Consider the following 24,042-nt stretch of genomic DNA (forward strand, 5'->3'; position numbering starts at 1 on the left):
CCGTCAAGGCCGTAACTTCCTGCCGGTGAGGTCGAGGAACACATCCTCGAGGCTGCGTTGCTCGACGCGCATGTCGGTGGCCAGCACGTCGATCCGCGCGCACCAGGCCGTGACGGTCGCCAGCACCTGGGGGTCGACGTGACCCTCGACCAGGTACTCGCCCGGCGTCACCTCGGTGGCTTTGTAGTCCTCCGGCAGGGCCGAGGACAGCAGGGACAGATCGAGGCGCGGCGGTGCGCTGAACCGCAACTGGTCCTTGGCCCCGCTGCGCATCAGCTCCGCCGGCGTGCCCGAGGCCACCGTCGCCCCGTGGTCGATGATCACCAGCCGGTCGGCGAGTTCCTCGGCTTCCTTGAGCTGATGCGTGGTCAGCACCACCGTCACACCGTCGCGGCGCAGGGCGTCGATCAGTTCCCACACCAGCAGGCGGGCGTGGGCGTCCATGCCCGCGGTGGGCTCGTCGAGGAACACCAGCTCGGGGCGGCCGACCAGCGCACACGCCAGCGCCAGCCGTTGCTGCTGGCCGCCGGAGAGCCGGCGATAGGTGGTCCGCGCGGCGTCGGTGAGGCCCAGCGTGTCCAGCAGCCACGCGGGGTCCAGCGGGTCGGCGGCGTAGGCGGCCACCAGGTTGAGCATTTCTCCCGCGCGGGCCGCGGGGTAGCCGCCGCCGCCCTGCAGCATCACCCCGATACGTGCCCGCAGCCGGGTGTTGTCGGCGATCGGGTCCAGGCCGAGCACCTCGATGGTGCCGGCGTCCGGGCGGACGAAGCCCTCGCACATCTCGACCGTCGTCGTCTTCCCCGCGCCGTTGGGGCCGAGCAGGGCCAGCACCTCGGCGGCGTGCACTTCGAGATCGAGGTTGGAGACGGCTTCGATGGCGGTCGCGCCGGATCCGTATTTCTTGGTGACCCCGCGCAGCCGCACCACTGTGTCAGGGGATTCGCGCGATTCGCGGACGGGACAGGCCGAGCTCACGTGGAATCAGCGTAGGCGTCACGCGCCGGGGCCGGTCGGGGGGTCGGCGGAGTCTTCGGCGGTGCCGCCGTGTCGATGCCCGGTTGGCCGTTCGATTCGTTGCCCTCGACCGGCGGGCGACGCCACGGCAGGCGGGTGTAGGTCAACGCGATGAGTACCACCACGATGACGGTGCTGGCCACGGTGGCGTCGATGATCTGGAACAGCGCGAACCGGTCGCCGTTGGCCGTCGGGCCGAAGATCCCGACGACCAGGCTGATGACGATGGCTGCCACGCGGAAGCCGGTACGGGTCGCCCAGGCGGCCAGCGGGATGATGGCCCACAGCAGATACCAGGGCTGCACGACGGGAAACAGCAGCACCGTGATGCCCAGCGCGACACCCAGTCCGCCGATCGGGTGTAGCCGGCCGCGCAAGACGGCCAGCAGCAACCAGGCGACCATCACCGTGATGATCAGCACGCCGATCGCACGGGTCAGCCCCAGCACCGCGGTGGTGTGATCGCCCAGGCCAAGCAGGATGCCCACCTGCCCGGTGCCCAGCGCCAGCAACGTCGGCGGCGACATCCAGCTGCGCACCACGTTGGCGGTGCCCAGCGTGTAGATCCAGCCGAATCCGAGGCCGCTGGCCCACCCCACCAGCGCCATCACCGCCAGCGACAACGCCGCCATGCCGCCGCCCGCCAGCAGCAGGGCGCGCACGGTGCCACCGAAGCGGTAGGCCAGCGCCATCGTGACGAAGCCCAGCGCCAGCAGCGACGGCAGCTTCACCTGCGACGACAACACGATCAGCACAGCGCCGGCCGCCAGCATCCCCAGCGGTTCCCAGTCCGGGCCAAATCGCTTCCACGACGCGGGCAGCAGGCGCGGTGCATCGATGCCGCGCAACGCGAATTCCGCCCCGGCCAGCATCAGCCCCAGCATCAGCGCCTCGTTGTGCGCGCCTGCCACCAGATGCATGATCAGCAGCGGATTGGCCGCACCCAGCCACAGCGCGCTGACCTCCACGACCCCGCAGCGCCGGGCCAGCCGCGGTGTCGCCCACACGATCAGTCCCACCCCCAGCAGCTCCACCAACCGGTGACACAGCACCGCGGCGACGATGTTCTCCCCGGTGATCGCCGAGATGCCGCGCCCGATCCACAAGAACAGCGGCCCATAGGGTGCGGGCGTCTCACGCCAGAGCGTCGGCACCGACAGCGTGAAGATGTGGGACAGGCCGAGCCCCGAGGCCGGGCCCACCCGGTAGGGGTCAAGCCCCTCCAGGGAGATCTGGCTTTGCGCCAGATAGGAGTAGACGTCCTTGCTGTACATCGGCGGGGCGATCAACAGCGGCAGCACCCACAGCAGCAGGGTGCGGTCCAGGTCGCCGCGCGACATCCGCCGGTTTCCCAGCGCGAACCGGCCCAGCATCAACCATGCCAGCGCCATCATGACCGCGCCCGTCGTGGTCATGGTCAACGACACGGTCTGGATCCGCGACGGCAGGTTGAGCAGCCGCACCCCGAAGGTGGGGTCCTGCACCACGGGCCGGGCGCCGGCGCCCAGCGCGCCGATCGCCATCACCATGGTGCCGGCGGCGCCGAACAGGCGGGTGCGGCGCAGCGCGGTGAGCTCGGTATCGTTCAGCGGCGAGCCCACTGTTTGCTCGTCGCCGTGCAGACTCGCGATCGACGAGCTCAGCGTGTGGTGGCGGGCTGCCATCAGAGCAGCGTAGCCGCCGGATGGAAAGGGTCAGCGCCTCGCCGTTGGTGTGAGCAGCGCAACGCCAGGACAGGGGACCCTTGGTGGACCGATCCCCGGAATTGCGTCACACTGGTGTTGTGAAAATCCGAACCAGCCTCGATGGGGCCGCTGGGGTCGGCGTCGCCGGTACCGGCGCCGTCGACGGTACCTCGGATGGCCACACCCGCCGCGCGATCGTGCGACTGCTGCTGGAATCCGGATCGATCACCGCCGTCGAGATCGGTGACCGGTTGGGCCTGGCGGCCGCCGGTGTGCGACGCCACCTCGACGCCCTGATCGAGGCCGGCGATGCCGAGTCCACGGCGCCCGCGGCGTGGCAGCAGGTGGGACGCGGGCGTCCCGCCAAGCGCTATCGGCTCACCGCGGCCGGGCGGGCGAAGCTCGACCACGCCTACGACGACCTGGCGGCGGCGGCCATGCGGCAACTCCGTGAGATCGGTGGTGAAGAGGCGGTGCAGGCGTTCGCCCGGCAACGGATCGACGCCATTCTGGCCGACGTTCCCGCCGCCGACAGCGCGGCGGACAGCGACGTCGAAGCCGCCGCCGACCGGATCGCCACCGCGCTGACCAAGGCCGGCTACGTCACCACCACCACGCAGGTCGGTGGGCCGATTCACGGCGTGCAGATCTGTCAGCACCACTGCCCGGTGTCCCACGTCGCCGAGGAATTCCCCGAGCTGTGCGACGCCGAACAGCAGGCCATGGCCGAGGTGCTGGGGACCCACGTCCAGCGGTTGGCGACCATCGTCAACGGCGATTGCGCCTGCACCACGCACGTACCCCTGACTCAGGCATCCAGCACGGCGGCCAGCCCGCGCCGCGCCGTCGACGATGCAGAGCGCAGCGATGAGGAGGAGCGGCGCCACATGACCGACACCACGAGCATCAAAGGAGCGTCTCGATGACACTCACACCCGAGGCCAGCAAGACGGCGACCGCGCCGCTGACCCAGGAAGAGGCGATCGCCTCCCTGGGGCGGTACGGCTACGGCTGGGCGGACTCCGACGTCGCCGGGGCCAGCGCCCAGCGCGGCCTGTCCGAGGCCGTGGTCCGCGACATCTCGGCGAAGAAGAACGAGCCCGAGTGGATGCTGCAGACCAGGCTCAAGGCGCTGCGCATCTTCGATCGCAAGCCCATGCCGGGGTGGGGTTCCAACCTCGACGGCATCGACTTCGAGAACATCAAATACTTCGTGCGCTCCAGCGAGAAGCAGGCGGCGACGTGGGACGATCTGCCCGCCGACATCAAGAACACCTACGACAAGCTGGGCATCCCGGAGGCCGAGAAGCAGCGGCTGGTCTCCGGTGTCGCGGCCCAGTACGAGTCGGAGGTCGTCTACCACTCGATCCGTGAAGATCTGGAACAGCAGGGCGTCATCTTCCAGGACACCGACACGGCGTTGCGGGAGCACCCGGAGATCTTCCAGCAGTATTTCGGCACCGTGATCCCGGCCGGGGACAACAAGTTCTCCGCGCTGAACACCGCGGTGTGGAGCGGCGGCTCGTTCATCTACGTGCCGAAGGGCGTGCACGTCGACATCCCGCTGCAGGCTTACTTCCGGATCAACACCGAGAACATGGGTCAGTTCGAGCGGACGCTGATCATCGCGGATGAGGGCTCCTACGTGCACTACGTCGAGGGCTGTACCGCTCCCATCTACAAGTCGGATTCGCTGCACTCGGCGGTGGTCGAGATCATCGTGAAACCCAATGCGCGCGTTCGCTATACGACCATCCAGAACTGGTCGAACAACGTCTACAACCTGGTCACCAAGCGGGCCCGCGCCGAAGCCGGTGCCACCATGGAGTGGATCGACGGCAACATCGGATCGAAGGTCACCATGAAGTACCCGGCGGTCTGGATGACCGGCGAGCACGCCAAGGGTGAGGTGCTCTCGGTCGCCTTCGCCGGCGAAGACCAGCACCAGGACACCGGTGCGAAGATGCTGCACCTGGCGCCGAACACGTCGAGCAACATCGTGTCCAAGTCGGTGGCCCGCGGCGGCGGCCGCACCTCCTACCGAGGCCTGGTGCAGGTGAACAAGGGTGCGCACGGATCGCGTTCCAGCGTGAAATGTGATGCGCTGCTGGTCGATACGATCAGCCGCAGCGACACCTACCCCTACGTCGACATCCGCGAGGACGACGTCACCATGGGCCACGAGGCCACCGTGTCCAAGGTCAGCGAGAACCAGCTGTTCTACCTGATGAGCCGCGGCCTGACCGAGGACGAGGCGATGGCCATGGTGGTGCGCGGCTTCGTCGAGCCGATCGCCAAGGAACTGCCGATGGAGTATGCGCTGGAGCTCAACCGGCTGATCGAGTTGCAGATGGAGGGCGCCGTCGGATGACCGGCGACAATCTGACCTCAGCTCTGGAGAAGCCGTCGAAGGGGAGTTCGCTTGCTGCATTGAATAAGGGGGAGCTGTTCTCCTCGTTCGATGTGGACGCGTTCGAGGTCCCGCACGGCCGTGACGAAATCTGGCGGTTCACCCCGTTGCGCCGGCTGCGTGGCCTGCACGACGGCTCGGCGCGCGCCACCGGCAAGGCCGAGATCAGCGTCAGTGAGCAGCCCGGCCTGCGGGTGGAGACCGTGCGCCGCGGTGACGAGCGCCTCGGACAGGGTGGCGTGCCGACCGACCGTGTTGCGGCGCAAGCGTTTTCGTCGTTCAACTCGGCGACCTTGGTCACCGTTGAGCGCGACACCCGCATCGCCGAGCCGATCGGCGTCACCGTCACCGGTCCCGGTGCGGGCGCGGTGGCCTACGGGCACTTGCAGATTCGGGTATCCGAGCTCGCCGAGGCGGTCGTCGTCATCGACCACCGGGGCAGCGGGACCTTGGCCGACAACGTCGAATTCGTCGTCGACGACGCCGCCCGGCTCACCGTGGTGTGGCTTGCCGACTGGGCCGACGACGCCGTGCACGTCAGCATGCAGCACGCCAAGCTGGGCAAGGACGCGGTGCTGCGCCACGTCGCCGTCACGCTCGGTGGCGAGGTGGTGCGGATGACCGCCAACGTGCGGTATACCGCCCCGGGCGGGGACGCCGAGCTGCTGGGCCTGTACTTCGCCGACGACGGGCAGCACCTGGAGTCGCGGCTGCTGGTGGATCACGCCCAGCCCGACTGCAAGTCCAATGTGCTGTACAAGGGTGCGCTGCAAGGCGATCCGGAATCCGCGCTGCCCGACGCGCACACCGTCTGGATCGGCGACGTGTTGATCCGCGCCGAAGCCGCCGGCACCGACACCTTCGAGGTGAACCGCAACCTGGTGCTCACCGACGGGGCACGCGCGGACTCGGTGCCCAACCTGGAGATCGAGACGGGCGAGATCGTCGGCGCCGGACACGCCAGTGCCACCGGCCGTTTCGACGACGAGCAACTGTTCTACCTACGCTCCCGCGGCATCCCCGAGGAGCAGGCGCGCCGCCTGGTGATCCGCGGCTTCTTCGCCGAAATCATCTCCAAGATCGCGGTGCCCGAGATACGCGAACGCCTGACCGCAGCCATCGAACACGAACTGGCCTTAACGGAAAAGACGGAAACAACAGCCTCATGACCACTCTGGAAATCAAAGACCTGCACGTCAGCGTCGTAAACCCGAACGCCGCCGACTCCGAACGCGAGATCCCCATTCTCAAGGGCGTCGACCTGACGGTGAAATCCGGTGAGACCCACGCCCTGATGGGCCCCAACGGTTCGGGCAAGTCGACGCTGTCATATGCCATCGCCGGCCACCCCAAGTACACGGTGACTTCGGGCTCCATCACCCTGGACGGCGAGGACGTGCTGGCGATGAGCATCGACGAGCGCGCCCGGGCCGGAATCTTTTTGGCCATGCAGTATCCCGTCGAGGTGCCCGGCGTCTCGGTGTCCAACTTCCTGCGCTCGGCGGCGACGGCCGTGCGCGGTGAGGCCCCCAAATTGCGGCACTGGGTCAAAGAGGTCAAGACGGCGATGGGTTCGCTGGAAATCGACCCGGCCTTCGCCGAGCGCAGCGTCAACGAAGGTTTCTCCGGGGGCGAGAAGAAGCGCCACGAGATCCTGCAGCTGGAACTGCTCAAGCCCAAGATCGCCATCCTCGACGAGACCGATTCCGGACTCGACGTCGACGCGCTGCGAGTGGTCAGCGAGGGCGTGAACCGCTACGCCGAGGCCGGCTGGGACGACGGCACCGGCCAGCCGGTGCGGGGCGGCGTCCTGCTGATCACGCACTACACCCGCATCCTGCGCTACATCCACCCCGAATACGTGCACGTGTTCGTCGGCGGGCGCATCGCGGAGTCCGGCGGTCCTGAGCTGGCCGACGAACTCGAGCAGAACGGCTACGTCCGCTTCACCCAAGCGGCGGCAACCGGGGCCTGACATGGCTACACCTTCGGCGGCGGTTTCACCCCTGGATGTCGCGGCCATCCGTGCCGACTTCCCGATCCTCAAGCGGGTCATGCGCAGCGGAAACCCGCTGGCCTACCTGGATTCCGGCGCGACGTCGCAGCGGCCGCTGCAGGTACTCGACGCCGAGCGGGAGTTCTTGCTGACGTCCAACGGCGCCGTGCACCGCGGCGCGCACCAGCTGATGGAAGAGGCCACCGACGCCTACGAGCAGGGGCGTACCGACATCGCGGCATTCGTGGGTGCCGACGCGCAAGAGCTGGTGTTCACCAAGAACGCCACCGAGGCGCTCAACCTGGTCTCATATGTGCTGGGAGACAAGCGTTTCGGGCGTGCCGTCGGACCGGGTGACGTCATCGTCACCACCGAGCTCGAGCACCACGCCAATCTGGTTCCGTGGCAGGAACTCTCGCGACGCACCGGCGCCACCCTGCGCTGGTACGGCGTCACCGACGACGGGCGCATCGACCTCGACTCCCTGGAACTCGACGAACGCGTCAAAGTCGTCGCCTTCACCCATCATTCGAATGTCACCGGCGCGGTGGCCCCAGTGGCCGAACTAGTCAGCCGGGCAAGGGCCGTAGGCGCGCTGACCGTGCTGGACGCCTGCCAGTCGGTGCCGCACCAGCCCGTCGACTTCCACGCGCTCGACGTCGACTTCGCCGCGTTCTCGGGGCATAAAATGTTGGGCCCCAACGGTATCGGTGTCCTGTACGGGCGCCGCGAGGTGCTCTCGGCGTTGCCGCCGTTTTTGACCGGCGGCTCGATGATCGAGACCGTGACCATGGAAGCGTCCACCTACGCGCCTGTCCCGCAGCGGTTCGAGGCCGGCACTCCGATGACATCGCAGGTGGTCGGCTTGGGTGCGGCCACCCGCTATCTCGGCGCCATCGGCATGGAGGCCGTGCAGGCCCACGAACATCAACTGGTCGCCGCCGCCATCGACGGGCTGTCCGGTATCGACGCCGTGCGCATCGTCGGCCCGGCATCCACGGAGAACCGCGCCTCGCCGGTGTCTTTCGTCGTCGAAGGCGTCCACGCACACGACGTCGGGCAGGTGCTCGACGACGAGGGTGTCGCGGTGCGGGTCGGTCACCACTGCGCCATGCCGCTGCACCGCCGGTTCGGCCTGGCGGCCACCGCCCGGGCGTCCTTCGGGGTGTACAACACCACCGAGGAGGTCGAGCGTTTGGTCACCGGTGTGCGCCGCGCTCTGGATTTCTTTGGGAGAGGCTGACATTGCGTCTCGAGCAGATGTACCAGGACGTGATCCTGGATCACTACAAGCACCCGCAGCACCGCGGGCTGCGGGAGCCATTCGGCGCCGAGGTGTTCCACGTCAACCCCGTCTGCGGTGACGAGGTCACCCTGCGGGTCACGCTGTCCGAGGACGGCGACACCGTCGCCGACGTGTCCTATGACGGGCAGGGCTGTTCGATCAGCCAGGCGGCGACCTCGGTGCTCACCCAACAGGTGATCGGTCAAAGCGTCGGCGAGGCGCTCAAGACCATCACCGCGTTCACCGAGATGGTGTCCTCGCGTGGCACCGTCGAGGGTGACGAGGACGTGCTGGGTGACGGGATCGCCTTCGCCGGTGTGGCCAAATACCCTGCGCGCGTGAAATGTGCGCTGTTGGGGTGGATGGCGTTCAAGGATGCTTTGGCCAAGGCTTATTCGGGCGAAGAAGCAGACTTTCAGGAGGTTACAGATGAGCGAAGCCACCGCACAGGGTGACGAATTCCTTGCCGACCTCGAGGAGGCGATGCGTGACGTCGTCGACCCCGAACTCGGCATCAACGTCGTCGATCTGGGACTCGTCTACGGGCTGAACGTCGAGGCGGGCGACGACGGAACCGTCGCCCTGATCGACATGACGCTGACGTCGGCGGCCTGCCCGCTGACCGATGTCATCGAAGACCAGTCACGCAGCGCGCTGGTGGGCGCCGGTCTGGTCGACGACCTGCGGATCAACTGGGTGTGGAACCCGCCGTGGGGTCCGGACAAGATCACCGAGGACGGCCGCGAGCAGCTGCGCGCCCTCGGGTTCACCGTCTGAGTCAGGCTTTTCGCGCTGCGCGCGCCACTAGATGTCGAATGGGCGGTGCGGCAGATGCACCAACGGCACTGATCCATCGCGGTTCGCGTGCAGAGTCTTTCTATGCCGCCACGAAAGACGTTGCAATGCAGCAATTTCCATCCCGCATGCCCGAAAGGTCTCCACCCGCTGGGAACCGCCATCTTGTCGTGGGATGCCATGACTGGTGCTCGCTGACGATTTCCCCCTCGCGCCGCGCCGGACCCGCACTCGTGAACAGACTCAGGTACCGTCCGTAGCCTTCGGATTCGAGGTTGTCGCGGTGAATGAAGCGCAGCGACACCATCACAGCAAAGATGAGGATGTCTGGCTGCTGCTGCAGCAGCGTCGATCTGGTGGCCATCCCGGGAATCAACTCGACCGCTATGGCGTTCGGCTAGCCGTGGCGCATGCGAAGAGATGCCTTAATATCAGCCCGTCGAGCATTCCTGATCGGGGGGCACGGTGTTGACACTTCTCAAGCGGGCATGGGTTCCGCTGGTTGTGGCCGTGGCGCTGATCATCGGCGGCGTTGCAGTGATCCGACTCAATGGCGTTTTCCCAGGACCCGGCCTGTCCAAGCCCGATCCCCGGGATGCGACCCCGCCGTATGCGGCCAAGACCGCCATCTACGAAATCCTGGGACCGCCCGGGACTACCGGCGTCGTCAACTGGATGGATGCGGAGTCACTACCGCAGAAGGCCAGCTTCACCACATTGCCGTGGTCGAAGACGATCGTCGCCGAGATGCCCGGCATCTTCGCCTACGTCGTCGCCCAAGGTGACAGTCCCTCCATCGGCTGCCGCATCACCGTCGACGGCAAGTTGGTCGATCAACAACAGGTCAACACCCGCGACGCGCAGGTTTCCTGCTTGGACAAATCCGCGTGACCGACGATACGAGCGACACCGACAAGATCCCCGTCGCGCAGCGCACCGAAGTTGAGCGCAAACCGCGTCTGGCCCGCACCATCCGCGTCCTGGCGCTGCCGATCGTCGTGGTCTGGCTGCTGATCGCGATCGGCGTCAACGTCTTCGTCCCGCAGTTGGAGAAGGTCGCCGAGGAGGTCTCGGTGCCGCTGTCGCCATCCGATGCGCCTTCGGTGACCGGGATGAAGCACATCGGGGAGAAATTCAAGGAGTACGACTCCGACAACCTCGTCCTGGTGACCCTGGTCGGTGACAAACCACTCGGGCAGGACGCGCACCGGTATTACGACGATCTGGTCAAGAAGCTGCAGCAGGACCACGAACACGTCGAGCATGCGCTGAATTTCTGGGGACAGCGATTCACGTCCTCGGGTGTCGAGAGCTACGACCACAAGGCCGCCTATGTCCAGGTCAACCTGCGCGGTGACCAGGGCGGAGCCGTCGGCGACAAATCGGTTGCCGCGGTTCGCAAAATAGTCGCGGACTCCAAGCCGCCGGCCGGAGTGAAGGCCTACGTCGCCGGTCAGGGAGCCTTGACCGCCGACACGATCGTCGTCGGCGACGCGAGCCTGGCCAAGATGACGATCATCACCATCATCATCATCGCGATCATGCTGATGTTCGTCTACCGATCCATCGGCACGGTGCTGCTGACGATGGTCATCCTGTTCGTCGGACTGGCCACTGGCCGCGGCGTAGTCGCGCTGCTGGGCGAAACCGGCATCATGGGGCTCTCGACCTTCGCCGTCAACTTGCTGACGGCACTGGCCATCGCGGCGGGCACCGACTATGCGATCTTCATGGTCGGCCGCTACCAGGAGGGCCGCGAACGGGGGCTGGACCGCGAAGCCGCCTACTACGACACCTTCGCCGGTGTCACCAAGGTGGTGCTGGGCTCAGGTTTGACGATCGTCGGGGCGTTGGCCTGTCTGAAATTCACCCGGCTGCCGTACTTCAGTTCGCTGGCGTTTCCGTGCGCCGTGGGTCTGTTGGTGGTGGTGGCCGCCGGGGTCACGCTGACGCCGGCGCTGATCGTCTTCGCAAGCGGCTTCGGCCTTTTCGACCCGAAACGCGAGTTCAACTACACCCGGTGGCGCCGTCTGGCAACGGCCATCGTGCGGTGGCCGGCGCCCATCCTCGCGACCTCCGTCATCCTGGCGATCGTCGGCGCCCTGGGCCTGATGGGCTTCACTCCGCGCTACAACGACCTGTACTACCTGCCGGAGAGCGCTGCGTCGGTGAAGGCCTACACCGCGGCCGATCAGCACTTCACCCAGGCCCGTATGAACCCTGACCTTCTGATGATCGAATCGGACCACGATCTGCGCAATCCCCGAGACATGCTGGTCCTGGACAAGATTGCCGGCGCCATTTTCCGGGTGCCCGGCATCGAACGGGTACAGAGCATCACCAGACCTCTCGGCCCGCCAATTCAAGACGGATCCATTCCGTTCCAGCTCAGTGTGCAAAGCGCGCCGATCCGCAGCAACCTCGATTACCTGAAGGCCCGTGTCGGCGACATCAAGAAGATCACCGGTTTCCTTGACACCCAGATCGCCCTGTTGGAGCGCCAGTACGCGGTGACCCAGAAGCTCGCGAACGCTGCGGACGACAGCTCGAAAACCACGGGGGAGACGGCGGCCATCACGGACGAGATCCGGGACCACATCGCGGATTTCGACGACTTCTGGAGACCGATTCGCAGTTACTTCTATTGGGAGAAGCACTGCTTCGACATCCCGATCTGCTGGTCGCTACGATCGCTCTTCGACGCGCTGGACGGGTTCGATCAGCTGGCCGAAAAGTTCCACCATCTCACCCACGATCTCACCAACACGGCTGCGGCCACGCGCGAATTGCTGGCGATTATTCCCGAGAATATCGCGGTCTCGAAGTCGATCCGGGATACGACGCTGACCATCTACAGTTCGTTCGACAGTCTGATCGATCAGTTCGACCGGCTGACCGACACGAACGCCGTGATGGGCAAGTCCTTCAACGACTCTCAGGTGGAAAGCCTCTTTTACCTGCCACCCGAGATCTTCCAGAACCCGGACTTCCAGCTGGGGTTGAGCTTGATGGTGTCGCCGGACGGCAAAGCCGCTCGCTTCATCATCACCCACGCCGTGGACCCGGCGACGACGAAGGGAATCGCGTCCGTCGATCAGGAACGCCAAGCGGCCAAGGAGGCGCTGAAACTCACCTCGTTGGAGAACGCCGACATCTACATGGGCGGCACGGCCGCGACGTTTTACGACATCGCCAACGGCGCCAAGTACGACCTGATGATCGCCGGGGTGGCCTCGATCGTGCTCATCTTCATCATCATGGTGATCGTCACCCGAGCTTTGGTCGCAGCGGGTGTCATCGTCGGCACCATCGTGATGTCGCTAGGGGCCGCCTTCGGGTTCTCGACCCTGATCTGGCAGCACCTTGGTAATTTCCAGTTGCACTGGGTAGCAACTGAATTCGCGTTGATCGTGCTCTTGGCGGTGGGATCTGATTACAACCTGATGCTGGTGTCCCGAATCGAGGAGGAGATCGGAGCCGGCCTGAAAACAGGACTCATCCGAGGCATGGGTGTTACCGGCCCGGTGGTTACTGCCGCCGGTGTCGTGTTCGCCGTCACCATGGGCACGATGATCACCAGCGATCTGCGGGCGATCGGCCAATTCGGCACGACGATCGGCATTGGCCTGTTGTTCGACACCTTCGTCGTCCGATCGCTCATCACGCCGTCGATCATGACGGTGATGGGACGCTGGTTCTGGTGGCCGAAGCGGGTACGGGTCCGTCCGGCCAGCCAGATGCTTCGGTCCGTCGGTCCGCGCCCGCTGGTTCGTGCACTGCTGTATCAGCCCCGGCACGAGGCCCCGCGGGATCCGCAGACGTAGCATCCGGCACAGTACGCGCCGCCGACTGCGGATTATGTAGTACACGTCGGTGCCCGCTATTGCGCCGAAGGTTGCCGGCTTTGGCCAGAACGCGGGGCGAATTGAACTGGGAGGAGGAACGGCTCAGCAAAGAGACCTGATGGCGACCGGTCTACGTTTCGTGCGGCGCCGCCATGGCGGCTTCGCGCTGAGCCTTCTCTTTGACGTGGGTCGAGCAGCAATGCCCAATATCGCAATGGAAGCGGTCACTGCATTCATGTGAACAGTAGGCCGTTGCGGCCGGAAGCCAGTCCGGATCGGATAGGTCACGCCGTCGGGCGGTCGGATCGAACGTGTGGCCGCAATGCACACAGGTCTTGGTCTTGACCATACTGGTCAGGATACGCGCCGCGGCCCGAAATCGGTGCTGGTTTCAGATCGATAGCTAACAATTTTCGTTTCGCAAAACAGGTGGCGACCCGCTGCGCCCGGCTTCGCCGCGCTGGCGATCGCCACTAGATCAGATGGTGGCGACCCGCTGCGCCCGGCTTCGCCGCGCTGGCGATCGCCACTAGAGGTGGAAGGGGAGGTGAGGCAGGTGCAGGTGGTGGTGCGGGTGCCCCATCGGTGGGCATGTCTCCACACTGATCATCGTCGCGTGCAGCACGCCACCGTCTTGAATTCCCTGCGCCCCAATGCATTTACCGTTCGTGATCGCCTGGGTGTCCGACGGCGTCTGCCGCTGGTATGAGGTCGAGTCGGCGACGGTCACGTTGGTGGAGGCGCCCGGGCCGCCGGGGCCCAGACCGTTGACGGCGATGGTGTTGCCCGTGACCGAGGCGACCGTCCCGTAAAACCCGGCGGGGGGCGGGCACTTGCCGTCGGCGGACTGGGTGACCGTCACCGCCTGCGCGGTGATCGCAGCGGGGGGCGGCGCGCTCTGCGGGGTCGCGCGGACGTTCACGCAACTGCCGGGCGTCACATCGGTCAGCTTCGCCGGGGTGACATCGACGACCCTGGTCTGCGGCGTGTAGTCCACCGTCGCCGAGCCGGTCCGCGTCCGAAGCGCTACCGTGCCACCCGAATTCGACTGCACCATGCCCTCGACGTAGTCCTTGCCGACCGGTGGCGGCGGAGGCCCTGGTGGTGCGGGTGGCACCGCGTTGGGTGCCGCGCTGGGCGGGACGGCCGTGACGGCACGTGGCGCGCTGCTGTTCGACGCGTCGTGCGACGGGCCGCACATGGCAACGCACACCGCGACGAAAGCAATGACTGCGCCGAGCGCGATCTGCGTCCGCCTGGTCTTCAACGATAGGGCAGGCACAGAACTCATCTCCGATCAAACGTTTCGCCGTCCTGAGCAAATACCCCCGCCGGGCGCGGTTTTCACGCCGCGCCGGCGGGAGTGGCGACAATCTCAGTCAGCGGAGCCGGGGTCAGTGACCCTGGCCAGGCTGCTTGGGCTTGCCGCATTTGCCGTCGACGGCCTGTCGTAGATTGATGCTCGTCGCTTGCAGCGCGCCACCGTTGTCCTGGGTTCCGCGCGCGGCCAGGCATTTGCCCGGCGTGATCGCGTCGGTGTTCGCGGACGACTGCTTGCTGTATTTGGTCTTCTCGTCGACCGTAACGGTCGTTTGCGTGGTGTTGCCGCTGGGATCGGTGTTGGTGAGATTGATGGTGTTACCGGAAACCGACGCCACCGAGCCCCGGACCCAGGCCGGCTTCGCGGGGGCCTGCGACGGTGGCAGTGAGGGCGGCGTGGTGGTGGAACCGCCGGGTGCTGACTGCGGCGGCTTCGGGCAGGCGCCGTTGACGGACTCGCTGATCTTCACCGACGCGGCGGTGACCGACTGCCCGGGCGCCGATCCCTCCGCCGGCTTCACGCTGACGCAGCTGCCGGGGGTGACGTCCGGCAGCCCGGCCGGGACGGCCTCGGTGATCTTGGTGGTCGAGGTGAAGTTCACTGAGGCGGTCGCGTTGTCTTCTTTGGTGACCTGAATGGAGTTGCCCGCCACCGAGGCGATCAGACCGCTGACCCGCGCTTCGGCGTTGGGGGTGGACGAGGTGGCCGTCGACGTGACGGTTGACGTCGAGGTTGAGGTCGAGGTTGACGGGGGGCCGGATTTGTTCGAGGAGCCGCAGGCGGACAGGGACAATGCGGTGGCTCCCGCGACGGCGAATACCGCGAAGCGAGTGAGCCGGGGCATGTGACAGCTGGCAGACATCAACGTTTTCTCCATTCGTCGGTTAAAGCCAACGTCATGGATTACCCGTTTAACCTGTGTCCAACCTGTGTATTTAGCGGCGCTCAGAAGGCTTCTTCGGCCATCTTCATGATGTCGTCGTCGAGGGTCTCGATGACCCCGCGCAGCGCGGTCAGCCTCGGCAGCATGTTCTTGGCGAAGAATCCCGCGGTCGCGACCTTGCCCCGATAGAACGATTCGTCGTTTCCCGCGCCGTCCGCCAGCGCGCGCTGCGCGATGTCGGCCTGCGCCAACAGTCGCCAGCCGATCAGCAGATCGCCGACCGCGAGCAGATAACGCACCGATCCCAGGCCCACCTTGTAAATCTCGCCTGCGTGCTGCGCCGCTGACATCAGGTAGCCCGTCAACGCAGCCGTCATCGCCGTCACGTCGTCGTACGCGGTCTGCACCAGCTGGGCGGTCGGCTTGAGCGCCTCGTCACAGTCGTCGATAGTCGCCGTGATCTGAGTCGTCAAGAACTGAAGGGCCTGACCCCGGTCGCGCACGATCTTGCGGAAGAAGAAGTCGAGAGCCTGGATGGCGGTGGTGCCCTCATAGAGCGAGTCGATCTTGGAATCGCGGATGTACTGCTCGAGCGGATAGTCGGCCAGGAATCCGGAACCGCCCAGCGTCTGCAGCGACTCGGTCAGCACCTCGTAGGCCCGTTCGGAGCTCACCCCTTTGACGATCGGTAGCAGCAGATCGTCGATTCGGTGCGCCATTTCGTGATCGGCACCCGAAACATGTTGGGCCACTGCATCATCCTGATGAGCGGCGGCATACATGTAGAGCGCGCGCAGCCCCTCCGCGTACGCCTTCTGGGTCATCAGACTGCGACGCACGTCGGGATGATGGATGATCGTGACCCGCGGCGCGGTCTTGTCGGACATCTGCGTCAGGTCCGCACCCTGCACCCGCTCCTTGGCGAAGGCCAGCGCGTTCAGGTAACCCGTGGACAGCGTGCCGGCGGCTTTGACGCCAATCGTCATGCGCGCCTGCTCGATTACGGTGAACATCTGCGCGATCCCCCGGTGCACATCGCCGACCAAGTACCCGACGGCGGGCACATCCGTTGCACCAAAAGTCAATTCGCACGTGGGGGAGGACTTGATGCCCATCTTGTGCTCCACCCCGGTGACGTAAACACCGTTGCGGGGGCCGAGCTCGAAGGTGTCCGGGTCGAACAGGAATTTGGGCACGTAGAACAGACTCAGCCCCTTGGTGCCCGGGCCGGCGCCCTCGGGGCGGGCGAGCACCAAATGGAAGATGTTCTCGGCGGTATCGCCCACGTCGCCGCCGGAGATGAAGCGCTTCACGCCCTCGATGTGCCAAGTGCCGTCGGGTTGTTCGACGGCCTTGGCGCGGCCGGCGCCGACGTCGGAGCCCGCGTCGGGTTCGGTGAGAACCCTGGTGGCCGCCCAGCCCCGCTCCACGCCTTCGGCGGCCCACTGCCGCTGCCGCTCGTTGCCCTCGACGTATAACGCCTGCGACATGAACGGGCCCAGACAAAAGAAATTCGCCGAAGGGTTGGCGCAGATGAGCATTTCGTTGACCGCCCACGCCAGCGGCGGCGGTGCGGGCATGCCGCCGATCTCTTCGGCCATGCCCAGCCGCCACCAGCCGGCCTTTTTGAGCGCCGCCACCGTCTTGGCCAACTCGTCGGGCACGCTGATTTTGTGCTCGGCCGGGTCGAATACCGGCGGATTGCGGTCGGCGAAGGCGAAGGAATCGGCCACCGGACCTTCGGCAAGGCGAGCGGCTTCGGCCAATATCGTTCGGACCGTGTCCTCGTCGAGGTCGCTGTAGCCGCCGGTGCCCAGGACAGCGCCGACATCGAGAACTTCAAACAGGTTGAACTCGAGGTCACGGACGTTAGCGATGTAGTGGCCCAACGCGATTCCCTCACTGGTCCTCGAGGCGATGGATCGTCAGGCACAGTCTGTCGGACGCGGGAAAACGTACGCAACCGTAACCAGCGACGCCCCGCGACGGGCGCCGCGCAGCGGTGGTGATCCCGTGTGCCGACAGCCGTATTCCGAACTCCCGGCGCATCGGGGAACATCACGTCAGCACCGGGCGTTACAGCAAACGTGACAACACTTGATCTCACCGCTGAGAAGTTCAACGAAATCATCGAGGGCAACGACATCGTGCTCGTCGACTTCTGGGCGTCCTGGTGCGGTCCGTGCCGCCAGTTCGGTCCCACTTTCCAGGCGTCGTCGGAGAAGCACCCCGACATCGTGCACGCCAAAGTCGACACCGAGGCCGAACAACAGCTGGCGGCGGCCGCCCAGATCCGGTCCATCCCCACGCTGATGGCCTTCAAGAAGGGCAAACTGCTGTTCAACCAGCCCGGCGCCCTGCCACCGGCCGCCTTGGAGGACCTGGTGCAGCAAGTCCGCGCATTCGACCTCGACGCGGCCGAGGCCGGCCCGGCCGAATAGGCCCCACACCGCGCTGCGCGCAGAACCCACAGTTAGCCACGCGCTAGGTTGCTTGGGTGAGTTTGGTATTGGTAGATCACCCGCGGCCCGGCGTCGCACTGATAACCCTGAATCGGCCCGAGCGGATGAACTCCATGGCGTTCGACGTCATGCTTCCGCTGAAAGAGGCTCTGGAGAAGGTCACCTACGACAATTCGGTGCGGGTGGTCGTGCTGACCGGGGCCGGTCGGGGTTTTTCCTCCGGCGCTGATCACAAGTCCGCGGGCTCGGTGCCCCACGTCGAGGGGCTGACCCGCCCCACCTATGCGCTGCGCTCCATGGAGATCCTCGACGACGTCATCCTGGCGCTGCGCCGGTTGCACCAACCGGTGATCGCCGCGGTCAACGGCCCCGCCATCGGCGGCGGGTTGTGCCTGGCCCTGGCCGCCGACATCCGGGTGGCCTCGACCGGCGCGTACTTCCGCGCCGCCGGCATCAACAACGGGCTGACCGCCAGCGAACTGGGCCTGTCCTATCTGCTGCCGCGGGCCATCGGATCGTCACGCGCGTTCGAGATCATGCTGACCGGTCGCGACGTCACCGCGGAGGAGGCCGAGCGCATCGGCCTGGTGTCCTGCCAGGTGCCCGACGAGCAGCTGCTGGACACCTGCTACGCCATCGCCGCGCGGATGGCGGCCTTCTCGCGGCCGGGCATCGAGTTGACCAAGCGCACGCTGTGGAGTGGACTAGACGCCGGTAGCCTGGAAGGGCACATGCAAGCCGAAGGCTTGGGACAGCTATTCGTCCGCCTGCTCACCGCCAACTTCGAAGAAGCGGTTGCCGCGCGCGCAGAACGACGACCAGCGGTGTTCACCGACGACAAATAGGCGTCTTTTCAACAAGGAGAGCGATCGTGATCACGGCCACGGACCTCGAGGTCCGCGCTGGTGCGCGCATCCTGCTCTCACCCGACGGTCCCGACCTGCGCGTGCAGCCCGGCGACCGCATCGGGCTGGTGGGCCGCAACGGCGCCGGTAAGACCACCACCCTGCGCATCTTGGCGGGGGAGACCGAACCCTATGCCGGCGCGATCAACCGCGTCGGTGAAATCGGTTATCTGCCACAGGATCCCAAAGAGGGCGACCTCGATGTGCTGGCCCGCGACAGGGTCCTGTCGGCCCGCGGGCTCGACGTGTTGCTGACCGATCTGGAAAAGCAGCAGGCGTTGATGGCCGAGGTCGCCGACGACGACGCCCGCGACCGCGCGATCCGCCGGTATGGGCAGCTGGAGGAGCGTTTCGTGGCCCTGGGCGGCTACGGTGCGGAAAGCGAAGCCAGCCGCATCTGCGCCAGTCTCGGCCTGCCGGAACGGGTGCTGACGCAGAAGCTGCGCACCCTGTCCGGCGGGCAGCGCCGCCGGGTGGAATTGGCCCGCATCCTGTTCGCCGCGTCGGAGGGCGGCGCCGGAATGTCGGGTTCGTCGACCACGCTGCTGCTCGACGAGCCGACCAACCACCTGGACGCGGACTCGATCGGCTGGCTGCGGGATTTCCTGCGCGGGCACACCGGCGGGTTGGTGATCATCAGCCACAACGTCGAATTGCTCGCCGACGTCGTGAACCGGGTGTGGTTCCTGGACGCGGTGCGCGGTGAGGTCGACGTCTACAACATGACCTGGCAGAAGTATCTCGACGCGCGGGCCACCGATGAGCAGCGCCGCCGCCGGGAACGCGCGAACGCCGAACGCAAGGCCGTCGCGCTGCGCTCACAGGCCGCCAAGCTCGGCGCGAAAGCCACCAAAGCCGTTGCCGCCCAAAACATGTTGCGACGCGCGGACCGGATGATGGCCGCACTCGACGACGAGCGGGTGGCGGACAAGGTGGCCCGCATCAAGTTCCCCAATCCTGCCCCGTGTGGGCGCACCCCGCTGGTGGCCACCGGGCTGGGCAAGTCCTACGGATCGCTGGAAGTGTTCACCGGTGTCGATCTGGCGATCGACCGCGGCTCGCGGGTGGTGGTGCTGGGCCTCAACGGCGCCGGCAAGACCACCCTGCTGAGGATTCTGGCCGGCACCGAGGCCCCCGACACCGGAGGTCTCGAGCCGGGGCACGGGTTGCGGATCGGCTACTTCGCCCAGGAACACGACACCCTCGACAACGATGCGACCGTGTGGGAGAACATCCGCCACGCCGCACCGGATTCCGGCGAACAGGATCTGCGCGGCCTGCTGGGCGCGTTCATGTTCAGCGGTCCTCAGCTCGACCAGCCGGCGGGCACGCTCTCCGGCGGTGAGAAGACGCGGCTCGCGCTGGCCGGTTTGGTGGCGTCGACCGCCAACGTGCTGTTGCTCGACGAGCCGACGAACAACCTCGACCCGGCCTCGCGCGAACAGGTGCTCGACGCGCTGCGCAGTTACCAGGGGGCGGTGGTCTTGGTGACGCACGACCCCGGTGCCGCCGAGGCCCTCGACCCGCAGCGGGTGGTGCTGTTGCCCGACGGCACCGAGGACTTCTGGTCCGACGAATACCGGGATCTCATCGAGCTCGCCTGACTTCGCTGCAAGCGATTTGACGAAAGCGGCCCGCGGCCGACAGCGGCTTCTTACTCTGGGTGCTTGCGATCGTGTCCCGGCGTCGGAGGAGCCATGAAAAGAACACTGCAAAGGTCGGCCAAGGCACGCGACCAGTTGTTGGACGAACTGCGCCACGCCTACGAAGGCGGCGCCAGCATCCGCAGCCTGGTGGCCACGACCGGCAGGTCGTATGGGTCGATTCACAGCCTGCTGCGGGAGTCGGGTACCACGATGCGCAGCCGCGGCGGCCCCAATCGGACCGCCAAAGCCGCGCGGGCGTAGCGTCACTGCGAAATCACGTCCCCTTGTTCGCAGTGACGTTACGATCGCTTCTCAGAATCGTTGCGGCGCACCGAGTTTTCCACCAGGTCAAGGACCGCGGATAGGCGCTGCGGATCCTCGCCCGATGCCGACCGCGCCACCAGGCCGTCGAGCACCAATTCCAGATAGCACTGCAGTACATCCCCGGGCACGTCGTCGCGCACTCGGTGTGCCTCCTTCTGCCGGCGCAGCCGGTCGGTGGTCGCGGCCGCCAGCTCGGCGGAACGCTCCGCCCATCCCCGGCTGAACGCGGGATCGTTGCGCAGCTTGCGCGCGATCTCCAATCTGGTGGCCAGCCAGTCGAATTGGTCCGGCGCGGCCAGCATGTCACGCATCACCTGGATCAGTCCCTCGCGGGAAGCCACGTCGGCCATCCGCTCGGCGTCCTCGTGGGCGAGGGCGAAAAACAGCGCGTCCTTGTCCCGGTAGTGGTGGAAGATCGCGCCGCGCGACATCCCGATCGCCTTTTCCAACCGGCGCACCGTGGCTTTGTCGTAACCGTATTCGGCAAAGCAACGGCGGGCGCCGTCGAGGATCTGGCGGCGGCGCGCCGCCAGATGGTCCTCGCTGACCTTTGGCATGGGTGATCGGATCGGTTCGGGTTAGCCCGATTTGAGCATGTTGCGCAGCACGTACTGCAGGATGCCGCCGTTGCGGTAGTAGTCGGCCTCACCGGGGGTGTCGATGCGTACCACCGCGTCGAACTCCACTGCGTTGCCGCCATCCCCGCCGGAATCCTTGCTTGCCTTAACGTGCACCGTCTTCGGCGTCTTGCCGTCGTTGAGCTCTTCGATCCCGGTGATGTCGAACACCTCGGTGCCGTCGAGACCCAGATCCGTGGCCGATTTTCCGTCCGGGAACTGCAACGGGATCACGCCCATGCCGATCAGGTTGGAGCGGTGGATACGTTCGAACGACTCGGCGATCACCGCGCGAACGCCCAGCAGCCGCGTGCCCTTGGCGGCCCAGTCTCGTGACGAGCCCGACCCGTATTCCTTGCCACCCAGTACCACCAGCGGAATGTCTTGTGCCGCATAGTTTTGCGCCGCGTCGTAGATGAACGCCTGCGGTCCGCCCTCCTGGGTGAAGTCGCGAGTGTAGCCGCCGGCGACGTCGTCGAGCAGCTGGTTGCGCAGCCGGATGTTGGCGAACGTGCCGCGGATCATCACCTCGTGGTTGCCACGCCGGGAGCCGAAGGAGTTGTAGTCCTTGCGCGCCACGCCGTGCTCGTCGAGGTACTGCGCCGCCGGCGTGCCCGGCTTGATGCTGCTGGCGGGGGAGATGTGGTCGGTGGTCACCGAATCGCCCAGCAGCGCCAGCACCCGGGCGCCGGTGATGTCGGAGACCGGCTCCGGCTCGGCCGGCATGCCCTCGAAGTACGGGGGCTTGCGGACATAGGTCGAATCCGGGTTCCACTCAAAGGTGTTGCCGCTCGGCGTTGGTAGGTTGCGCCAGCGCTCGTCACCCTTGAACACGTCGGCGTAGTTCTTGGTGAACATCTCGGAGTTGATCGCCGACGCGATGGTGTCGGAGACGTCCTTCTGCGACGGCCAAATGTCTTTCAGGAAGACCTCGTTGCCTTCCTTGTCCTTGCCGAGCGGCTGCTTTTCGAAATCGAAGTCCATGGTGCCGGCCAGTGCGTAGGCCACCACCAGCGGTGGCGACGCCAGGTAGTTCATCTTGACGTCGGGGTTGATGCGGCCCTCGAAGTTCCGGTTACCCGAAAGGACGGCGGTCACCGATAGGTCGTTGTCGTTGATGGCCTTCGAGATCTCGTCGGGCAGCGGGCCAGAGTTGCCGATGCAGGTGGTGCAGCCGTAGCCGACCAGGTAGAAGCCCAGCTTCTCCAAATACGGCCACAGGCCGGCCTTGTCGTAGTAGTCGTTGACCACCTGGGAGCCGGGCGCCATCGTGGTCTTCACCCACGGCTTGGACGTCAACCCCTTGTCGACGGCGTTGCGGGCCAACAGCGCCGCACCGAGCATCACCTCGGGGTTGGAGGTGTTGGTGCACGACGTGATTGCGGCGATCACCACCGCGCCGTGGTCGAGCACGAACTCGCCACGCTCGTCGGACTTCACCGTCACCGGGCTGCTGGGGCGGCCCTTGGCATGCGCGGCCGCCGAATGCACCTCGGGAGCGTCGTCAGCGTGTCCGTTCGACACCGCGCCCGGATCGCTGGCCGGGAAGGTCTCCTCGACCGACTCGTCGAGTTTCGAGTAGCCCTGCTGGCCGTCCTTGTCGCCGTCGACGTAGCTCAGGATCTGCTCACGGAAGGTGGACTTGGCGGCCGTCAAGGCGATCCGGTCTTGCGGGCGCTTGGGTCCGGCGATCGAGGGCACCACCGTGGAGAGGTCGAGCTCGAGGTACTCGGAGAACGCGGGCTCGTGTTCCGGGTTGTGCCACAGCCCTTGCTCTTTGGCGTAGGCCTCCACGAGCGCCAGTTGCTCCTCGTTGCGCCCGGTGAACCGCAGATAGGAGATGGTCTCCTCGTCGATCGGGAAAATGGCTGCGGTGGAACCGAATTCGGGACTCATGTTGCCCAGGGTGGCGCGGTTGGCCAACGGCACCTCGGCCACGCCCTCGCCGTAGAACTCGACGAACTTACCGACGACGCCGTGCTTGCGCAGCATCTCGGTGACGGTCAGCACGACGTCGGTGGCGGTGACACCCGCCTGAATCTCACCGGTCAGCTTGAAGCCGACGACCCGTGGAATCAGCATCGACACCGGCTGGCCCAGCATCGCGGCTTCGGCCTCGATGCCGCCGACGCCCCAGCCGAGCACCCCGAGGCCGTTGACCATCGTGGTGTGCGAGTCGGTGCCCACACAGGTGTCGGGGTAGGCGGTCATATTTCCCGCGTCATCCGCTCGGGTCATCACAACGCGCGCCAGGTACTCGATGTTGACCTGGTGCACGATGCCGGTGCCCGGGGGCACCACCTTGAAGTCCTGGAAAGCGCCCTGGCCCCAGCGCAGGAATTGGTAGCGCTCCCCGTTGCGCTGGTACTCGATCTCGACGTTGCGCTCGAATGCGTCTGCGGTGCCGAACAGGTCGGCGATCACCGAGTGATCGATCACCAGGTCGGCGAGAGCGAGCGGGTTGACCTTTTCCGACTTGCCGCCGAGGTCGCCGATGGCCTCGCGCATGGTGGCCAGGTCGACGATGCACGGCACGCCGGTGAAGTCCTGCATGACGACGCGCGCCGGCGTGTACTGGATCTCAATGCTGGGTTCCGCCTTGGGATCCCAGTTCGCGATGGCCTCGATGTGGTCCTTGGTGATATTGCTGCCGTCCTCGTTGCGCAGCAGGTTCTCGGCCAGCACTTTGAGGCTGTAGGGCAGTTTCTCGGTGTTGGGGACGGCGTCGAGACGATAGATCTGGTAACTCTGGTCGCCCACCTCGAGGCTGTCGCGGGCTCCGAACGAATTCACAGAATCAGTCACTTCAACTCCCAGAGTCTTTAGTTCTCCCACCGCGACGGGCCGTGTCGGC

22 protein-coding genes are annotated in these 24,042 nt (G+C 66.0%); 13 read left to right on the plus strand and 9 right to left on the minus strand.

What is annotated here, in order from left to right; genetic code table 11:
- Positions 1-3: 3 nt before the first annotated feature.
- Positions 4-975, minus strand: coding sequence for an ABC transporter ATP-binding protein (locus A5782_RS08330; RefSeq protein WP_197694156.1), 972 nt, complete (start codon positions 973-975; stop codon positions 4-6).
- Entirely contained in the window at positions 972-2,678 is a 1,707-nt protein-coding gene (mptB, locus tag A5782_RS08335; RefSeq protein WP_067097751.1) for a polyprenol phosphomannose-dependent alpha 1,6 mannosyltransferase MptB, read from the minus strand. The genes A5782_RS08330 and mptB overlap by 4 nt, the downstream gene beginning before the upstream one ends.
- A 119-nt stretch (positions 2,679-2,797) precedes the next feature.
- Here mptB and A5782_RS08340 point away from each other — a divergent pair, with 119 nt between their 5' ends.
- From A5782_RS08340 to A5782_RS08370, 7 genes are read left to right on the plus strand one after another with little or no spacing between them, the layout of a single operon-like run.
- Positions 2,798-3,625: a metalloregulator ArsR/SmtB family transcription factor gene (locus A5782_RS08340; protein WP_067097754.1), complete on the plus strand. Its 828-nt coding sequence runs from the start codon at positions 2,798-2,800 to the stop codon at positions 3,623-3,625.
- Complete coding sequence (gene sufB / locus A5782_RS08345) at positions 3,622-5,070, plus strand: Fe-S cluster assembly protein SufB (RefSeq protein WP_067097757.1); 1,449 nt, start codon at positions 3,622-3,624, stop codon at positions 5,068-5,070. Before A5782_RS08340 ends, sufB begins: the two co-directional genes overlap by 4 nt.
- Positions 5,067-6,278 (plus strand): Fe-S cluster assembly protein SufD, encoded by a 1,212-nt coding sequence (gene sufD / locus A5782_RS08350; protein ID WP_067097760.1) that lies wholly within the window; start codon positions 5,067-5,069, stop codon positions 6,276-6,278. The genes sufB and sufD overlap by 4 nt, the downstream gene beginning before the upstream one ends.
- Complete coding sequence (sufC, locus tag A5782_RS08355) at positions 6,275-7,084, plus strand: Fe-S cluster assembly ATPase SufC (RefSeq protein WP_067097763.1); 810 nt, start codon at positions 6,275-6,277, stop codon at positions 7,082-7,084. The genes sufD and sufC overlap by 4 nt, the downstream gene beginning before the upstream one ends.
- Before the next feature lies 1 nt (position 7,085).
- Positions 7,086-8,348: a cysteine desulfurase gene (locus tag A5782_RS08360; protein ID WP_067097766.1), complete on the plus strand. Its 1,263-nt coding sequence runs from the start codon at positions 7,086-7,088 to the stop codon at positions 8,346-8,348.
- Positions 8,345-8,845 (plus strand): Fe-S cluster assembly sulfur transfer protein SufU, encoded by a 501-nt coding sequence (gene sufU, locus A5782_RS08365; protein WP_156623857.1) that lies wholly within the window; start codon positions 8,345-8,347, stop codon positions 8,843-8,845. Before A5782_RS08360 ends, sufU begins: the two co-directional genes overlap by 4 nt.
- Positions 8,820-9,167 (plus strand): metal-sulfur cluster assembly factor, encoded by a 348-nt coding sequence (locus A5782_RS08370; protein WP_067097772.1) that lies wholly within the window; start codon positions 8,820-8,822, stop codon positions 9,165-9,167. Before sufU ends, A5782_RS08370 begins: the two co-directional genes overlap by 26 nt.
- A 100-nt stretch (positions 9,168-9,267) precedes the next feature.
- Here A5782_RS08370 and A5782_RS26740 read toward each other — a convergent pair whose 3' ends face one another.
- Positions 9,268-9,549 carry a hypothetical protein gene (locus A5782_RS26740; protein WP_067097775.1) on the minus strand — a complete coding sequence of 94 codons (282 nt, stop codon included), beginning with the start codon at positions 9,547-9,549 and terminating at the stop codon, positions 9,268-9,270.
- Between the two features lie 104 nt (positions 9,550-9,653).
- On the opposite strand from A5782_RS26740, the gene A5782_RS08380 reads away from it, so the two are divergent.
- Positions 9,654-10,076, plus strand: coding sequence for an MmpS family transport accessory protein (locus A5782_RS08380; RefSeq protein WP_197694159.1), 423 nt, complete (start codon positions 9,654-9,656; stop codon positions 10,074-10,076).
- Positions 10,073-13,009, plus strand: a complete 2,937-nt coding sequence (locus tag A5782_RS08385) for an RND family transporter (protein ID WP_067097781.1) — start codon at positions 10,073-10,075, stop codon at positions 13,007-13,009. The genes A5782_RS08380 and A5782_RS08385 overlap by 4 nt, the downstream gene beginning before the upstream one ends.
- Positions 13,010-13,160: 151 nt before the next feature.
- On the opposite strand, the gene A5782_RS08390 is transcribed toward A5782_RS08385, so the two are convergent.
- The 4 genes from A5782_RS08390 to A5782_RS08410 form a co-directional block, all read right to left on the minus strand.
- Complete coding sequence (locus A5782_RS08390; protein WP_067097784.1) at positions 13,161-13,379, minus strand: ferric uptake regulation protein; 219 nt, start codon at positions 13,377-13,379, stop codon at positions 13,161-13,163.
- A 180-nt stretch (positions 13,380-13,559) separates the two neighbouring features.
- Complete coding sequence (locus A5782_RS08395; protein ID WP_067097786.1) at positions 13,560-14,297, minus strand: DUF5666 domain-containing protein; 738 nt, start codon at positions 14,295-14,297, stop codon at positions 13,560-13,562.
- A 127-nt stretch (positions 14,298-14,424) separates the two neighbouring features.
- On the minus strand, positions 14,425-15,213 hold the full coding sequence (locus A5782_RS08400; RefSeq protein WP_197694157.1) for a DUF5666 domain-containing protein: 789 nt from the start codon (positions 15,211-15,213) through the stop codon (positions 14,425-14,427).
- A gap of 83 nt (positions 15,214-15,296) precedes the next feature.
- Entirely contained in the window at positions 15,297-17,123 is a 1,827-nt protein-coding gene (locus A5782_RS08410) for an acyl-CoA dehydrogenase (RefSeq protein WP_067097796.1), read from the minus strand.
- 198 nt (positions 17,124-17,321) lie between these two features.
- On the opposite strand from A5782_RS08410, the gene trxA reads away from it, so the two are divergent.
- From trxA to A5782_RS08430, 4 genes are all read left to right on the plus strand, one after another.
- Entirely contained in the window at positions 17,322-17,675 is a 354-nt protein-coding gene (gene trxA / locus A5782_RS08415) for a thioredoxin (RefSeq protein ID WP_067097799.1), read from the plus strand.
- 56 nt (positions 17,676-17,731) lie between these two features.
- On the plus strand, positions 17,732-18,541 hold the full coding sequence (locus A5782_RS08420; RefSeq protein ID WP_067097802.1) for an enoyl-CoA hydratase: 810 nt from the start codon (positions 17,732-17,734) through the stop codon (positions 18,539-18,541).
- Positions 18,542-18,567: 26 nt separating this feature from the next.
- Positions 18,568-20,205, plus strand: coding sequence for an ABC-F family ATP-binding cassette domain-containing protein (locus A5782_RS08425; protein ID WP_067097805.1), 1,638 nt, complete (start codon positions 18,568-18,570; stop codon positions 20,203-20,205).
- Positions 20,206-20,298: 93 nt separating this feature from the next.
- Positions 20,299-20,508 (plus strand): helix-turn-helix domain-containing protein, encoded by a 210-nt coding sequence (locus A5782_RS08430; RefSeq protein WP_369815604.1) that lies wholly within the window; start codon positions 20,299-20,301, stop codon positions 20,506-20,508.
- A 38-nt stretch (positions 20,509-20,546) separates the two neighbouring features.
- Here the strand turns inward: A5782_RS08430 and A5782_RS08435 are convergent, their stop codons facing one another.
- Positions 20,547-21,128 carry a TetR/AcrR family transcriptional regulator gene (locus A5782_RS08435; protein WP_067097808.1) on the minus strand — a complete coding sequence of 194 codons (582 nt, stop codon included), beginning with the start codon at positions 21,126-21,128 and terminating at the stop codon, positions 20,547-20,549.
- A gap of 21 nt (positions 21,129-21,149) precedes the next feature.
- Entirely contained in the window at positions 21,150-23,993 is a 2,844-nt protein-coding gene (locus tag A5782_RS08440; protein WP_067097811.1) for an aconitate hydratase, read from the minus strand.
- Positions 23,994-24,042: the final 49 nt, after the last annotated feature.

The organism is Mycobacterium sp. 852002-40037_SCH5390672 (assembly GCF_001665875.1).
Lineage (GTDB): Bacteria > Actinomycetota > Actinomycetes > Mycobacteriales > Mycobacteriaceae > Mycobacterium.